This window comes from Legionella worsleiensis (assembly GCF_001467535.1).
GTDB lineage: Bacteria > Pseudomonadota > Gammaproteobacteria > Legionellales > Legionellaceae > Legionella > Legionella worsleiensis.
Genome location: NZ_LNZC01000011.1, coordinates 22,090 through 38,406 on the forward strand (window position 1 = coordinate 22,090; position 16,317 = coordinate 38,406).

Here is a 16,317-nt window from a genome sequence, read left to right on the forward strand (position 1 = left end):
AAGGTTATCAATCACCCACTAAATACGGTAACTTTTTGCTGCATAACGATCAAAAAGCAATAGACAGAGAGATGCCTCTTATGGATTTTATAGATGAAATGAACGCAGTAGTTGCCTTGCAATGCGATGAATTCCATGACTACATTAAAAAGAAGCTGAGCAAAGAAAAGGACTATCTGGATCGTCTTTTTTGGTTACCTGACGGTTCGCAAATGACTGTTTTCAATTATTTAATTGCTCAGCATCAGGAAGGTCAGGATTCAGCAACACATCTGACGGATAAAATTGATGTGATTTTAGATTTATCCGAAAATGTCAATATTGGTGAACCTCTTCATCAAGCTATTGCAGCAGGAAAAATTCAGTTAGCACTGCATCTTTTGTGCATCGATAATACAAACCGTCCCTTGTCTGAATGCAGTTCTGTAAACATTATTAATGCTCTTTCGGTCTGGCGAGAACAAATTAAAGAGCTCGCCTCGCAGTCAAAAGCATATATCTTTGATGTGAATAAGCGGGATAATGAAGGTCGAACCTTGCTTTCATTGGCTATTGATTCAAAAAATACGGAATTACTGATCTCCATTTTGGCGAGAAATCCCAATATTCATACAATCACCAACAAGTCTAAGGGGAATGCTGCTTTTCAACCTCTTCATCAAGCCGTTGTTCTTGATTATGTCGATGGTATTCGACTACTGGCTCATGAGGGAGCGAACCTTGCAAATCCTATTGGTATCATGAAAGATACTCCTGTTTTACTTGCCGCACGTTTGCTCAAAATGAATGCACTAGAGGTGCTTATGGAGTTTTCGGTAGACGACCTTAATCTGAATGCAGAAAATAATCATTATTTTGAAGACAAAAAAACAGGACATACCGCAATTGAAGAATTATGTCTGCATATTGCCAACAATAAGACTCGAGTTGAAGCGATTCGTGGCGTAGCGATTTTATTATGCCATGGCGCCGAACCGCCTCGTAATGAGGTTATGCGGGCTTTATTGCGTACCCATCGTGTTGATTTGTTAAAGGCTGTTCACTGTTATCTGGAGGATAAACCAGACCTTGTAGACCCTTTTGTAAAACGATGTCACCTTTCTGAAAGCGCCCTCCATTGTATCGTTTATGCAGATCATTCCTGGGGAAATGCTCTTCGACATCTGTTCGGCAGCCCTTGTTCCGCAGCGTTTCTGGTTGAAGACCTGGTCATCAGAAAATACAGCAATACCCTTGTTAACCAGGGAACTCATGAGCCGCTTCACATTGCGATAAATCAGCAATTGCCCTCCGAGCAGGATTCGGTAAAGCTCTATGCTGAATTCGTAAGACGATATCAACACGCTTATGATAATCAATTGCTGCCAAATTGTTGGAGTACCATGCGATGGAAAATAGCCAAAGGAGATAGTGATTGGGGTACTGTCGAACGTTATGCAACAACTTATCCTAAGAGTAGAACGGGAATTATTTACAAGGAAATGTTTACAAAACCTTATGTGTCTGACCTAATAGGTAATGCGCTCGAAGCAAACTTATAGTTTGGTCCTGCTGACTAATCTTTTGATGCGTTGTCTTCAACATAACAGGATGAGACACTGGATCTAAAAATTAAGTCTTGAAACAGTATCTACTTGCTTAAACTTCATATACCCCATAGAATTCTAGCTTAATTTAAACATGCTAGGAGTAGTACATGGGATGGAATGAGCCGGAAAAAGGCAAGGATCCATGGAAGGGTAAAAATCAGCCGCCTGATCTTGATGAGGCTTTAAAGCGTATCCATGAAAAATTAAAGAGAACCTTTTTTGGGGGTAATAGCCAATCAGACAATCCCGCATCAGGTGGGTCTGGTGGTGGTTTAATTGCAACCATAGTTGCTCTTGTTGCTTTTATTCTTTGGGTTCTTGCGGGAATATTTATCGTTGATCCTGCTGAGCAGGCCGTTATCTTACGGTTTGGCAAATATGTAGAGACTGTTGGTCCTGGTCCTCACTGGATTCCAAGAATTATTTCTTCCAAAGTGGTGATGAACGTTGATAGAGTCATGGATTATTCCTATTCTGCTCAAATGTTAACCCGAGATGAAAACCTGGTCGCAGTCTCTTTGGCTGTTCAATATCGTATCAGTGATTTGCAGCAGTACTTGTTCAATGTTGCCAATCCCGAAGAGAGTTTGCAACAAGCGACATCCAGCGCTTTAAGACAAGTAGTCGGTACTACTACCTTGGATCAGATTATTACCGAAGGTAGGGAAATCTGGGGAAATAGTGTCCAGGATACCCTGGTCAAAACTCTGGACATTTATAAACCGGGTATTTCTATTGTGAACGTATCACCTCAGCCGGCTCGTGCGCCAGAAAGTGTTCAGGATGCTTTTGATGACGCAATTAAAGCTCAGGAAGATGAAAAACGCTTTAAAGAGCAAGCTTATGCCTATGCGGCAAAAGTTATTCCAATTGCTGAGGGTAATGCAAGCCGTATAGAACAAGAAGCACAAGCGTACTCCAAACAGGTCGTTTTGCGTGCTCAGGGTGAAGTGGCCGAGTTTTTAGCCTTACTTCCTCAATATGTCTTGGCTCCTAAGGTAATGTCAGAACGGATGTATCTTGAAACCATGCAAAAAGTCTTAAGCAAGAGCACCAAAATCATTGTTGACAGTAAATCAGGTAATTTGCTCTATTTACCCTTGGATAAAATCATGAGTTCATCCACTGAAACACAATCGAATGCGATGAACACTAAAGCGAATTCTGCTGATAATGGTAATGATGGGGATAGTTTAATTCTTGCTGGACGTGATCTCACCAGACCTACTTACAGTCAAGGGAGGGATTAATTATGAATGCTGCTAAAACAACTTTGGGTATTTTGTTCTTCTTAGTTTTAGTTTTACTGTTAACGAGTGTGTTTACCGTGACTCAAGGTCAACAGGGTATCATCCTGCGTTTGGGACGGTTGGTTGAGGATTCGCAGACCGATAAAGTCAAAGTTCTGCAGCCAGGGCTTCACTTTAAAACGCCTTTTATCGAAAATGTTCGGATTTTTGATACCCGTATCCAGACCATGGATATTAAATCAACTCGAATTGTAACCAAAGAGAAAAAAGACGTCATGGTTGATTATTATGTTAAATGGCAAATCGCCGATTTAGCACAATATTTCAAGTCAACCGGAGGGAATCAGTTTAAAGCTGAAACATTATTAGAGCAGCAATTAAATACGTTACTCCGGGCTCAATTTGGTAAAAGAACTATTTCAGATGCCGTTTCAGGCGGACGTGAAGACGTGATGGAGCTCCTGCGCAAGGCTGCTGAAAAGCAAGCGAGTGAGTTAGGTATCAATGTTATTGATGTTCGTATTAAGGGTATAGAATTACCAGCCAATACCAGCAATGCGATTTATCAGCGCATGCGAGCCGACATGCAGAAAATAGCAAACAGACACCGAGCTGATGGCCAGGCCGCTGCGGAGGAAATTCAGGCAAAGGCTGATGCCAATGTTATGGTCTTGCTTGCGAAATCAAGAAGTAATGCCCAACAAGCCAGAGCAATTGGTCAAGCCGAAGCAGCAGCTATTTACGCCAAGGCATACAGTCAAAACAAGGACTTTTTTGCTTTATATCGTAGCTTAGCCGCTTATGAGGGCAGTTTTAACACGAAAAAAGATATACTGGTTTTGGATCAAAGCAGTTCATTTTTTGATTACTTTAAGCACGCAATGCCAAAAAATGATGGTGTAGTTGCTAAAAATTAATTATAATGTCCGATTTTGCTGAAATCGGGTTCAAGATAAATCAGCTTTCGCAGACTTAAGAGTAGATCATGGGTAAGAATGTTGTTGTTTTAGGTACACAGTGGGGCGATGAAGGCAAGGGTAAAATTGTCGATTTATTGACTCAGGATGCGCAAGTGGTTGTTCGTTATCAAGGCGGGCATAATGCTGGGCATACATTAAAAATTAATGGAGTGAAAACGGTACTTCGTTTGATTCCATCAGGTATGCTCAGGCCGCACGTAACCTGTTATATCGCCAATGGAGTCGTGCTTTCTCCACAAGCTTTGCTCACTGAGATTAATGAATTGGAACAAAAAGGCATTAATGTCAGAGAGCGATTACGCATCAGCTTGGCTTGTCCATTGATTCTTCCCTGTCATGTTGCTTTGGATAAAGCCCGTGAATTACACATGGGGAATGCTGCCATAGGAACAACAGGCCGTGGTATAGGCCCTGCTTATGAGGACAAAATTGCACGGCGCGCCATCAAAGTAAGTGATTTATTTCATCCAGAGCGATTAACCCAAAAATTATCCAGTCTGTTGGATTATCATAATTTTGTTTTGACACAATACTACAAGCAACCCGCTGTGGAATTACAGCCTATGCTCGATGAAGCACTGCTCTGGGCTGAGGAATTACGCTCTATGGTCTGTGATGTGTCGGCTCGATTGCATGAACACCGTGAGCATGGGGATAACATTTTATTCGAGGGTGCTCAGGGCGTTTATCTTGATATTGATCATGGAACCTATCCTTTTGTTACCTCTTCGAATACCTGCGTTGGCTCGGTTATCAACGGTGCGGGATTTGGTCCCAGATACCTCGATTACGTGCTGGGTATTACCAAAGCATACACTACACGTGTGGGCGGAGGACCTTTTCCTACAGAATTGGTTGATGAGGTAGGAAAGCGAATAGCTGAGCGTGGTCAGGAGTTTGGTGCAGTAACCGGACGACCAAGACGATGTGGATGGTTTGATGCTGTATTACTGAGACGCTCCATAGAATTGAACAGTATAACTGGCCTTTGTATCACGAAACTGGACGTACTTGACGGTCTGGATGTGCTGCGTATTGCGGTCAATTATAAAGACGCCAGCGGTAACTTATTATCCCGTCCACCACAAGCGGCTGATGACTTTGAGGGATTAATTCCGGTTTATGAGGAAATGCCTGGATGGACTGAATCAACAGCTGATGTGACTGTGATGAGTGAGCTTCCTGCAAATGCTATTGCTTATTTAAAACGTATAGAAGAACTTTTAGGTATTCCTATTCATATGTTATCTACAGGGCCTGAAAGAGATTCAACTATTATTTTACGTGACCCGTTTACCGCATAGTCTCTTATTAATCAATAAGCAACGAATTGTAACTCCGCATTTTATCCCTTACTCTCGCACAGCGAGGATAAGGGATTTTTCGTTTTATAACTCTTTAAATCTGGGGTATTGAGTTTAGTTCTTCTTGTTATTGTTCGTTCACCGTCATGCTGTCCACTTTACAAGGATTCCATTATGATAAAAATAGATATTGATTATTAATTTATCGATATGACCACAAGAAGCACCTTGCTTTCCCTCTCCATGCTATACGTGGTGAAGAGAGGAAAACTCGGTAAGTTCAATGAAGTACGTTAGTTATAAAAACCATGATAAAAGAAAATAAATAGCTTAAAAAGCTTTAAATTAACGCTATTAGTTTTTTTGAATAAAATTCTGGTGCAATAAATAACGGGGAGAATGTTCTCAACTTTATTGCCAATATTTTTTAAAAAGTATTCTCGAAGGCTGTTAATTTCTGTTCCAGATTCCACTGAAGTTTTGCTTTTTCATTGTAATTAATGAACTTGAGGCATTCAAGGCTATTAAGAACTTTGCATTCTGCAACTGGTTCGGCTGTTTCTGCATTGCTCCAAAGACTTTTACCCGGAAGAAAGGCGTATGTCAGGGTGTTTCTGTTAATCTGTTTTAGTGTTGGGTAATTCAGTCCATGATTTAACACTGCCTCTACATACTGGCGGGTTAAATCCGTTCTTAAAATGCCTTCATCATCGGTGGATAAAACCACAGGAACGTGATGCTTGAGGTAGAAATTAAGGGGATGATTAGGACCAGAAACATTCAGTAGTTTTTGATTGCTGATCAAATTAATTTCAACGGGTATTTGGTGTTTGGCCATGTAGTCAAGCGTTTCTTCTGCATTATTTTCATAGGATATTGAAACGCCGTGGCCAATTCTTTGCGCTTGCCCAATAATTAGCGCATCATGAATATGAAATCTTAAGTCTTTAGGAGTAACCGACTCGGGTGCTAATTCACCAGCATGCAGACTAATGGGGACATCAGGATATTGTCGGTGCAGATAGTTAAAAATTTGCATTTGTTGGTGATAGTCACGTAATGAAATAATCCCGTCTTCAGGCTGAACCAGGTTAACTCCTGCCAAATTGCCTTTAGACAAGTGAACCGCTGCAAATGCATTTAATGCTTGGGCAAATACATTGTCTATGGGTTGTTCACGCAGGACGTAGTAGAGGATTTTCACTTTAACCTGACACGCATTTGCATCTGGGGTGGTTTTACAGCCTAATTCCTTATAGGCTTCATCAAGCACTCGGTCGCTTTCTGCAACAGTATGCTCCACATTTTGGACAAATTCTTTATTAGCGAGGAGGATATTTTTCTTTTGCTCAAACTGCTTGGCATTTTTGATGAGATCGCCAAATCGAAGCGAATTGGCGTTATCCGTAATATCCATAATTTCCAGATAGTGTTCGTTTTGATCAGCGGCTGTTTTAATGACATCAGCAATTAATTGCGGACGGTAATCAATGACAATAGGCATAAACTTCATAAAGCTACTGAAAAAATGGTCGTGTCCTGTTTCCTTGCCGGGAATGAAGTCTTTTAACGACCAGGCACGAACTACAGAGGCATAAAGTTCGGGTTTTTGACTGAGTTCACCAAGCATTAATCCAGCACAAGGCGTTGCACTCTTATTGACTGACAAAGTGGATAAATCAAGACAGTAATCATTTTTTGCCGCCATGGTTATCATGGTTTCGGGGTAGGGGCCTCCTGCCAAGTGATAATGTAATTCACCACCTTTGGGCATATTTTTAAAAAATTCATAAAGGGCATTTGGATCTGTTTTTATTTGATTAAAATAATCAGTAACGTGTGCATGTGCAGGGAAGCAGAAGAAAAACGCAAAAAACAGCGACAAATAGTTATTAATGTTCATAATGTGTCATTGGTATCGTTTAAGCAGCGATTATCGCATAAAACCGCATGATTCCCTAGGTTTGCTGAACCTATTTTGCAGTCTATAGCAATTAGCTTTCTCCATACGTTGCATAAAGCACTACTCTTGATAGTCATGTTCTGAGGTTTTATATAAAATAGAGCTAATTGAAATTTGAATAGACAGTGTTTTAACTGGAAACAGCGCAGTACAGAGAACTATAAAAACAGTAGGCATCATTATTTTCATAATGATGCCTACTAGGTAGCGGAGTGGAGCCTGTGATTAGCGATTAGCTAATGCCATGCCTTCCAAGACTGTTAAAGCAGCATAAAGTTGATAATCTTCGTGAATCAAATCTTCCGATTTGGCTTCTTTTTTTGCATTTGGATTTTCAGCATTGTTTTTATTAATCAGATGTCCACTTAGATCCGCTTCGCTAAACCCGGTAGCGTCTGATTTTTTGATGGATGTTTTGGGGACATCCATTTCTTCTACAACGATATCAGGAATTATGCCTTTTGCCTGAATGGAGGTTCCTGATGGAGTGTAGTACAAAGCCGTAGTCAGTTTGATTCCAGTTTTGGCATCCAGTGGCAACACGGTTTGAACCGAACCCTTGCCAAAACTCTTGGTTCCAAGAATTATGGCTCGTTTGTTATCCTTCAGGGCGCCTGCGACAATCTCAGATGCGGAAGCTGAACCGTTGTTAATCAAAACCACTATTGGTGCATTATCCAATACGTCTCCGGGATTAGCCAAGGCAGTAAATTTAGAACCGGGCAAGCGTCCTTCGGTATAGACTATCAGTTCCTGTTTTCCTGATTTGTTGTTACCCAGGAATGCATCGGAAACCTGAATGGCGGAATCTAATAATCCCCCCGGATTATTTCTTAAATCCAATACTAAACCTTTAAGCTTACCGTTAGATTGTTGTTTAAGTTGTTCTATTGCTTGCAGCATGTCTTTGCCAGTCAGAGCCTGGAATTGGGTTAAGCGGATGTAACCGTAGCCATCACTTAGCATTTTACTTTTTACGCTTTTTATTTGAATGACTTCTCTTATCAAATCAAAAGTGAGAGGTTTACTAACGCCTTTGCGTAATACAGTGAGTTCTATTGTTGTTCCGGCTTTACCTCTCATTAAAGTTACTGCTTCTTTTAAAGTCAGTCCTTGTACCGATTCCTTGCCCAGTTTGATGATGTAATCACCTGATTTTATTCCCGCTTTAAAGGCAGGAGTATCAACCAAAGGAGTAATCACTTTCACTACACCGTCTTCCATGGTTACTTCTATGCCTAATCCACCAAATTCACCGCTGGTTGATGTTTGCAGTTCTTTAAATTCTTCTTCATTAAGATAGCTGGAGTGTGGATCCAGTCCAGTGAGCATCCCTCGAATGGCATTGTCGAAGAGTTCTTTGTCGTCTATGGGTTTGACGTAGTATTTTTTAATCTCGCCTATTGCATTAGAAAATCGTTGCACATCTTCCAATGGGATGCGTTTGGTATTTGTTTTTTCCGGATCGGATTCATCGGCTGTAAATGCAGTTAATGGCAGCATTAACGTGAGTGCAAAAAATAATGCTATCGTACTGGGAAGAACTTTTTTGATAACCATAGCGATCTCCTGGGATGCAAGGCCATAAAATCAGCCGCCTTCTTTTGTTTTTATTAAATGTTGAAATGCAATTTAAATGCCAGGCGTGAAACCTAGGACAACCAGTCAAGCGGGGGCACCGCTTTTCCTCTTAGTCTTATTTCAAAGTATAGACCGTTTTGTTTAATTCCACCGCTATGCCCCACGCTGGCTATATGCTCGTTTTGATAGACCATTTGCCCTTTGTGTTTGAAGAGTGATTGATTGTGTGCGTAAAGAGTCATAAAACCTTGGCCGTGGTCTATGATGAGCAGTAAACCATACCCCTTTAACCAATCGCTAAATACGACTTTTCCGGGATAAACGGCAGTAACTACTGTTCCTTCATCGGCAAAAAATGTCACGCCTTGATTCATTCGGCGTAAGGATCTTTGCACGTTTTGTACTGGTAACGGCAATTTTTTGCGCATTTGATTGAAGGGTTTGCTGCTTTGGACAACGCTTTGTTGAGATAAAGATTTGAGTAGACGTGATAAGTTAGCCTTATCCTTCTCAAATTCCTCTAAGTCGTGTTGTTTATTTTGTATTTCATTATTCAGAGACTGAATCAGGGTTGTATGATACTGCTTGTTCTGTTCCAGTTGTTGTTGATTGAGAGACAGTTGGTTTTGCAGTTTTTGATTTTCAGCCAGTTCATGATGCAGTTTGTCTTTATTTTCTTTTAATTTGTTTTGCGTTTCGCCAATTTTGTCGATCAATTCTTGCCGGGATTTTACTATGTATTGGTAATAAGTAAGTATTCGGCTTATTTTATAGGGATCGTCTTGATTCAAAATCCATTTTAAAGGTTGATATTCGCCCATTTGATAGCGGGCTCGCAAGTGGCTTGCCAGTAATTGTTGTTGAGTCGCCAATTCATTGTTCAATAATTCGGCTTTGGTATGTAATTCGGCAATTTTTTGTTCTTTGGATTTTATGTCATGCTGAAGGGATTGCAGTTTGTGTATCCCTGCGCCAATTTGTTTTTCAGTATTGGCAAGTTCGTTATTTAAAATACTGCGAGTATCATGAGCGGTGGCCAGTGTTCGCTTCAGATTGTTAATCTGTGCGTCCAGCTGTTTTAATTTCGTTTGAGTCTGAATTACTGGTGATGGTGAGGGGATTGCCGCAACGCTTAAAGGAATCAGCATGCCCAGGGCTATTCCGCCCCAGCAGCTGTTTTTTTGAGTTTTTGGGTTAGTGCGAGTGCGCATGACTTTGTTCCAGTAAATTATGGCCCGTCATTTCTTGCGGTAGGGTAATGCCCAGAATTGATAATACGGTTGGGGCTATATCTATAAGGCTGCCCTCAGCTTGTGTGAAATGCCAGTGCCCACCAATACACACAAAGGGGACCGGTTCACTGGTATGGGCTGTGTGAGCCTGATGGGTCGTGTCATCAAACATTTCTTCCGCATTACCATGATCAGCGGTAATCAACAAAACACCATCCTGTTTTTTAAGCGCTTCCCAAACCCGTCGCATGCATTGATCAAGACATTCAACAGCACGGACTGTTGCTTCGAAATTACCACTGTGTCCTACCATGTCTGCATTGGCGTAATTACAAATAATGACATCATATTTTTGTTTGTTAATTGCATCCACCAAAATATTGGTTAGTTCTGGTGCACTCATTTCAGGCTGAAGATCATACGTTGCGACTTTGGGTGAGGGAACTAAAATGCGTTCTTCATGGGCAAATACATGTTCACTGCCGCCGTTAAAGAAAAAGGTGACGTGAGCGTATTTTTCAGTTTCTGCAATTCTCAGTTGTTTTAAACCTTGGCGAGCTATTACTTCCCCAAGAGTATTATGCATGGCTATAGGCGGAAATGCGGGTGTTGTAGCCAGATTTTTATCGTATTGAGTCATGCTGATAAAGCTGGATAATCTGGGTATTGAGCTTCTTTTGAACCCTGAAAATTCTGAGTCAATAAATGCAGAGGATAGTTGACGAGCTCTGTCTGCACGAAAATTAAAAAATAAAATCGCATCTCCATCTTTTATTGGTTGAGTCTTGCCAATAAGGGTAGGGGGTATAAATTCATCTGAGCGTTCGTTTTGATAAAAATGAGTGATGGCTTGTTCTGCGCTGGCAAACTGATGACTGCTTTGTCCCAATGTAAGCAAATTATATACAGGCTCCACACGATCCCATCGATTATCTCTGTCCATAGCGTAATATCGTCCACAGATTGAGCTTATGGTGATTTCGGGGTGTTTTTCGATGATTTGATTTAAGCGTTGCACACTATTCAGGGCACTTTGGGGCGGTGTGTCTCTGCCATCCAGGAACAGGTGCAAACACACAGAGCTTAATTTCTTTGCACAACATAAATTCAGTAGTGCATACAAATGTTGCTCATGACTATGCACTCCTCCTGGGGAGAATAATCCCATGATATGCAGAGAGTTACCTGTTTGGTTTAGCGTATCTATGGTTTGGTTAAAAACCGGATTATGAGCAAACTCCCCTTGTTCTATCGCTTTGTTGATTCTGGTGAAATCTTGTTGTATCACTCTGCCAGAACCAATATGCATGTGACCGACCTCAGAGTTGCCCATTTGTTTGTCTGGAAGTCCTACGGGTTCACCCGAGGCCTGGAGAAGAATATGTGGACAGGTTTGCCACCATTGATCCCATTGCGGAGTATGCGCCATAGCAATTGCGTTATGTTTATCACTTGAGTTATAACCCCATCCATCAAGAATCATAAGCACCAGGGGAGTATTTTGGGACATGAATAAAATCCTGAGTCAAACCGTTAAAATGATTATACCTTCGGTCATTATAGAGGTACAGGATTTCAGGGTAACTTGCAATATTCTGCGCTAATTTGCATGCTGCTTGTTATGCTGTTTTGTTTTTTTAGACTTACAATCTCTCACTACGTTTTTGGTAAGACACAGTGTTTATTAAAGTATCAACCATCTGTATTCCCAGGAAAATCAGATTAATACAGGTGTCATGAGCTATCCTTGTTGCTCATGATACAGGCCGGACTAGGGGGCACTTATAAATTCACCTGAAGAGGGATACAAAGTGTAGATATCTCTCATAAACCCACAAATCACCGTATTTTATACGGATAGCACAGCTGACATAAATTATGTAAAATAGGTTTTGAACAATCCGTAAATTAGAGCGTCAATGTTTAAATTTCTTATGCATTTTTTATTAAGAAAATTTTTAGAATCGAGGATTAAATCCGCTTTTATTGACCGTGATGAAAAAAAAACTCGCCTGAAACAATGGTTGGCTGTAGCTCATGGAGGTCAGTTTGATTCGGAGGCTTGGAACATTCAATTGAATGATCAACAATCATTGGTTGATTTTGGAATAGATGTTTCAGACCAATATCTTGCAAAAAATAGAATGGCTTTATCATGGTATGAGCGAATTTTTTTTGGGACTTATTTTCGCCGAAGTGATCTGGCACAATCCCAAACTTACTACAAAAGCATTGTAGAGATTTGGTTAGAACAGAAAAGGATTGAGCAGTCTAACGATATAGAACCAGTAAAATTTCACTGGTATCAGCGTTTTCTTAATTGGTGTGTTCGTGTATCAGGTTTGGAATGGACATTTAATGCCACTAACCTTAAAGAAAATGCGCTATTTGAAACATTGCGACAGCATGAGGGAATAGAAGATGGGAGCAGAAATCCCCATCCTCCTCAAGTTGCCAATGAACCAACATCAGCTTTAAAAATGGAAACTCCCTCAATACGAGAAAAATACTCAGTTGCCAAGTTGTTAAATTCACCTGATATTATAGCGAAACGAATGACTAAACCCTCTGAATTTGAGGACCTTGTTTCCAAAGACACAAATCAAGACAATACGTATTCCAATACCCCACCCCACATGCGACAATGGCTCACCGCTTTACGCTTAAATCAGACTGTTGATCATTTACATCAACAACAGGTACAACACAATCAGAATTTGGATAATTTTGTTAATGCACACGACCTGCAGCGTATTCAGGAAACCACAAGATGGACTGATGATTCGGTTCTAAACCCGCTTTCTACGGGGAAGAATCGTTTAAATGAGTTAAAATATTCAGCATCGCAAAACTGGTTAATGGCTCTTGATAGAGCATGTAAGGCAGAATGGGAAGCAATCAAACCAAACAGAAATTTTACCAACCATCAATTATCAATCAGTACAACGGCATTGGAGAAGCTATTAAACGCTAAAGGTCATATTCGTTCAGCTCTTTATACTCTTGATCTTGATGCTTTGCCATTAGGCTTTTTTATTGATAAAAATACTGAAGGGAATATTTTTGTTCTTAAATACAATGAAAAATATCGATTGCATCAGTTAGCAACATTACGTGATGCAGCATTAAGACTGGATGTAAATAATCCGGCTTCAGACTTTCATCTGGATTCAACAAAACGTGCTTGCACTGTCACCAAAAATGAGTTACTGAACACACTTAGTGAACGACATATTGAACTGAAACCAAGGCATCTGGATTTTCTTAATAAATTGGATAACGAAACACACCGCGTTACATTTAAAGGAGCCGAAGGAGACACACCGTTAATTGAGACAAAGGCATATGCCTTTAGGGCATTGAAGATAATGGCAGAGACTATTTATCCTCTGACAACTCAACAGACATCACACAAAGACTGCGATCCTTTTTTGTGTGAATTTATAGATATTTTAGATAGTTTTTCAAAAATTGATACGTCACAATTAACTGGAATTTTAAGAATTCATGATTATGAACATTCTTCAACAACAGTTTATTTGAACAACTTTATACTCAATTATCTAAAAGGTATAACTAATGGTAAAGAATTTTATGCTGAAGAAATACGTGATGCCTTAAAGCGTTATGCAACATTTAATCGCAATGAATTTATGTGGCTGATGGAAATTGAATCTGCAACAAGAAAATATAATCTGAATTTTTCTGAAACGAGCAAAGGCTTACTTTATTTTTTTGATTTCTTTGAGGGTTTAGGTATTCCTGTTCCTGCTCGAAGCACTAGCCTCAGTGGTTATTCTCCACTTGGTGGGTTTATAGAGCTAAAACATATCCTGGACTGTATTAGCTTGGCAGGTCATGGCAAAAATATTCTCGCAAAACAGTTTCAGGCTGAATACGCAGTCAATATTCCTAAAAATTATGCCCTGGCAAAAAGCGCTTTAAGAGCAGGATATGCTTTTGTCCACGAATCAATGTTATTTGGTATTGCGAATGGCTTAACAGACTTTGATTTTGATCATCAATCGTTTGATTTACATCAGGTAACTCGGGAGGAGTTTGAGCGATTACACTATGGCGCCGCTTCAATGAAAGGAGTAACTGATGGTGTTTATTTTCGAGCAATGTATCTACGATTTATTTCTTTCAACGTAGATCCTCGCTATTTTAAAGAAGCAATTAATACATGGGAGCGTATAACCGGTACGACTTTAACCGCTTTTTCAGGTTCAAGTACCAATGGAATAAATGATCTTGAGACGTTAAATAGCGCATTACAGAATCATTGGAAGGAGCTTCAACACTATGGATTAGCGCTGCCCTCTGTAATGGCTGCAAATAAAAAACAAGATGCTGTAAAAACTGCCAGCGATGTTCCTGAAGCATTCATAAATGTGAAAGAAGCGTTACTCCATGCAGAAAAAGAATATCTTTCAGAGAACGTTGACTCCCTACTAGAAAAAATAAAGCTCCCAGTGATGTTGGAGGATACAATAAAGCAGTCAATTTACCAGATAAATAAACTGACCAAACACTATGCAGAGATGTCTGAGAGCGACTTGCAAGACAGATTAAAGTCAGCGAAACAATGGTCTCTTGAAGAACGGATTGCATGCCTGCGAGAAACTCATTGCAGGCTCACCTGTTCTCAATCCTCAGCAAACCCACCAAAAGGAGAGTGGTTGCGTCTGGAACAATTAGTTTCAGTATTAATAGCTATGAAGGAAAAATGTCTTCTGCAGATAGATACTGGAGAAGGTAAAACTTTTATTTTGCAATTAATCGCACTGCTTAAAGCATTGGATAATAAAAAAGTAAATGTGATAACCCATAATGAATCCCTTGCTTTAGACGCTGGCGATAAAATTAAAAAACTGGCGTACTTTTTAGGATTGAAAACAGCAAAGAAAAACGACTCTACCGCATCAATCATTAATGCAGATATTCTCTACACAGATATATCTTCTGCAGTAATCAATGATTTATTAGCAAAACATTGTTCTGATAATCAGTTACTACCAGGTCATAGGAAAGCTGATGTAGCTGTTATTGATGAAGTTGATAATGTCGTCATCGATATTCATGCAAACACAACCATGCAGATTTCTCAGGGAAGCGAAGAAGCCAGTGAAGATTTGGCGTTTTTTTTAAAGCGCTTGAATTCTATTGTAAGAACAGAGCTACCCAAGCGACAGGATTTACCGAAAAGGAATGAGCAACGAGACTTTATAAGACAAAGATTAAATGAAGAACTAAGTGATAATCTGTTTTATAGAGATCAATGTGGTGATGATTGCGAACTGGATCAATTCATTCGTGCCGCAATTTCTGCTGCAACATTGACACGCGATATAGATTATGTGGTGGAAGATGATCCTTTAGTTATAAATGAAGTGTCTATTTTACGTAAAGTAGTTCACATCATGCACAAAGACACTACGGGTCGAGCAGATAAACTGTCTCAATGGGGGGAATATATTCATCAATGTGTTGCTGCTCATGAGAATGAACATAACAATCCATCGGTAGTAATTCCTGGTATTTCAAATATATTGGCAGAAGGTGATGTATTGACCTATTTAAATGAATGCTATACCTCTCGAATTGGTGTTACTGCAACCATGGGAAATCAACGCATTAGAAATAAAATAGAAGAAAGCATCAAGACTAATCTTATCGTAGAAATTCCAAGAGCAATAAGACCTCTTGGGACTGAGGCGAATTGGCCTCTTAAAGAGGGAAAACCTGTATATAACAGACTATATAGATTTCCTCCAATGTATAAAAATTCCAAATCAACTCATTATGAAACTTTATTGGAAGTAATAACAAAAATTCAAGAGAACAATCAGTCCTGTATTATTTTTTGGAATACAATTGCTGAGTGTGATGACTTTTTTGCGTACCTAAAACAAAAAGGGATTAGCACACAAATGATTCAAATTTTGGATGACACCCATGATACAGAAAAAGCCTTAACTACCCAGGCCTTTCGCCCTTCTGAAGCTACAGTGATTGCACGAGCCAACGAATCCAGAATGATCACACTCACGACAGCAGCAGGAAGTCGAGGTACCGATTTTGATAACATCAACATTGGCATTCTTGCCAAACCTAATCTTGGGCGTGTTACCTTGCAAAAATCGGGACGTATCGCACGAAATGGACAATTTGGACAAGTATATGAAATATATTATAAATACGATCTTAATAGGTCAGGTATAAATAATAAATCCGAGCGGCAAGAAAGCAATAAAGAGAACTGCCTCGTTTTACATCGTTCACGTATTTTTACGCATGAAGTACTTCAGGAAGAGCATACGTTAAGAGCCATAGAACACCGAAAACCCAAATAATGTTTGAGTGATTATGAAGAGAAGCCATATTAATGAGTATCTGACACAGTCGATTCTGTATT

General features: G+C 39.9%; 9 protein-coding genes. 5 read left to right on the top strand and 4 right to left on the bottom strand.

Annotated elements, in window-relative coordinates:
* The first annotated feature begins 35 nt into the window (after nt 1–35).
* The 4 genes from ankC to Lwor_RS05395 all read left to right on the top strand — a co-directional run bounded on the left by ankC (nt 36) and on the right by Lwor_RS05395 (nt 5,123).
* Nucleotides 36–1,541, top strand: coding sequence for a Dot/Icm T4SS effector AnkC/LegA12 (gene ankC / locus Lwor_RS05380; protein ID WP_147279852.1), 1,506 nt, complete (start codon nt 36–38; stop codon nt 1,539–1,541).
* 155 nt (nt 1,542–1,696) lie between these two features.
* On the top strand, nt 1,697–2,839 hold the full coding sequence (gene hflK / locus Lwor_RS05385; RefSeq protein WP_058492881.1) for an FtsH protease activity modulator HflK: 1,143 nt from the start codon (nt 1,697–1,699) through the stop codon (nt 2,837–2,839).
* Nucleotides 2,840–2,841: 2 nt separating this feature from the next.
* Nucleotides 2,842–3,756, top strand: coding sequence for a protease modulator HflC (hflC, locus tag Lwor_RS05390; protein ID WP_058492882.1), 915 nt, complete (start codon nt 2,842–2,844; stop codon nt 3,754–3,756).
* 68 nt (nt 3,757–3,824) lie between these two features.
* Nucleotides 3,825–5,123 carry an adenylosuccinate synthase gene (locus Lwor_RS05395; protein ID WP_058492883.1) on the top strand — a complete coding sequence of 433 codons (1,299 nt, stop codon included), beginning with the start codon at nt 3,825–3,827 and terminating at the stop codon, nt 5,121–5,123.
* Nucleotides 5,124–5,550: 427 nt separating this feature from the next.
* Here Lwor_RS05395 and Lwor_RS05400 read toward each other — a convergent pair whose 3' ends face one another.
* The 4 genes from Lwor_RS05400 to gpmI form a co-directional block, all read right to left on the bottom strand.
* Entirely contained in the window at nt 5,551–7,026 is a 1,476-nt protein-coding gene (locus tag Lwor_RS05400) for an adenosine deaminase family protein (RefSeq protein WP_058492884.1), read from the bottom strand.
* Nucleotides 7,027–7,311: 285 nt separating this feature from the next.
* Nucleotides 7,312–8,646 carry a S41 family peptidase gene (locus tag Lwor_RS05405; RefSeq protein ID WP_058492885.1) on the bottom strand — a complete coding sequence of 445 codons (1,335 nt, stop codon included), beginning with the start codon at nt 8,644–8,646 and terminating at the stop codon, nt 7,312–7,314.
* Nucleotides 8,647–8,738: 92 nt separating this feature from the next.
* Nucleotides 8,739–9,878, bottom strand: coding sequence for a murein hydrolase activator EnvC family protein (locus Lwor_RS05410; RefSeq protein ID WP_058492886.1), 1,140 nt, complete (start codon nt 9,876–9,878; stop codon nt 8,739–8,741).
* A complete protein-coding gene (gene gpmI, locus Lwor_RS05415; RefSeq protein WP_058492887.1) occupies nt 9,862–11,409 on the bottom strand; it encodes a 2,3-bisphosphoglycerate-independent phosphoglycerate mutase in 1,548 nt (515 codons plus the stop codon). The genes Lwor_RS05410 and gpmI overlap by 17 nt, the downstream gene beginning before the upstream one ends.
* Nucleotides 11,410–11,818: 409 nt before the next feature.
* Here gpmI and Lwor_RS05420 point away from each other — a divergent pair, with 409 nt between their 5' ends.
* Entirely contained in the window at nt 11,819–16,255 is a 4,437-nt protein-coding gene (locus tag Lwor_RS05420; RefSeq protein ID WP_058492888.1) for a DEAD/DEAH box helicase, read from the top strand.
* Nucleotides 16,256–16,317 lie beyond the last annotated feature (62 nt).

What these genes read in the sequence shown, in the direction of transcription:
- gpmI (WP_058492887.1), bottom strand. Translation starts at nt 11,409, where the DNA reads ATGTCCCAAAATACTCCCCTGGTGCTTATGATTCTTGATGGATGGGGT.
- Lwor_RS05405 (WP_058492885.1), bottom strand. Translation starts at nt 8,646, where the DNA reads ATGGTTATCAAAAAAGTTCTTCCCAGTACGATAGCATTATTTTTTGCA.
- Lwor_RS05420 (WP_058492888.1), top strand. Translation starts at nt 11,819, where the DNA reads ATGTTTAAATTTCTTATGCATTTTTTATTAAGAAAATTTTTAGAATCG.
- Lwor_RS05395 (WP_058492883.1), top strand. Translation starts at nt 3,825, where the DNA reads ATGGGTAAGAATGTTGTTGTTTTAGGTACACAGTGGGGCGATGAAGGC.
- hflC (WP_058492882.1), top strand. Translation starts at nt 2,842, where the DNA reads ATGAATGCTGCTAAAACAACTTTGGGTATTTTGTTCTTCTTAGTTTTA.
- Lwor_RS05410 (WP_058492886.1), bottom strand. Translation starts at nt 9,878, where the DNA reads ATGCGCACTCGCACTAACCCAAAAACTCAAAAAAACAGCTGCTGGGGC.
- Lwor_RS05400 (WP_058492884.1), bottom strand. Translation starts at nt 7,026, where the DNA reads ATGAACATTAATAACTATTTGTCGCTGTTTTTTGCGTTTTTCTTCTGC.
- hflK (WP_058492881.1), top strand. Translation starts at nt 1,697, where the DNA reads ATGGGATGGAATGAGCCGGAAAAAGGCAAGGATCCATGGAAGGGTAAA.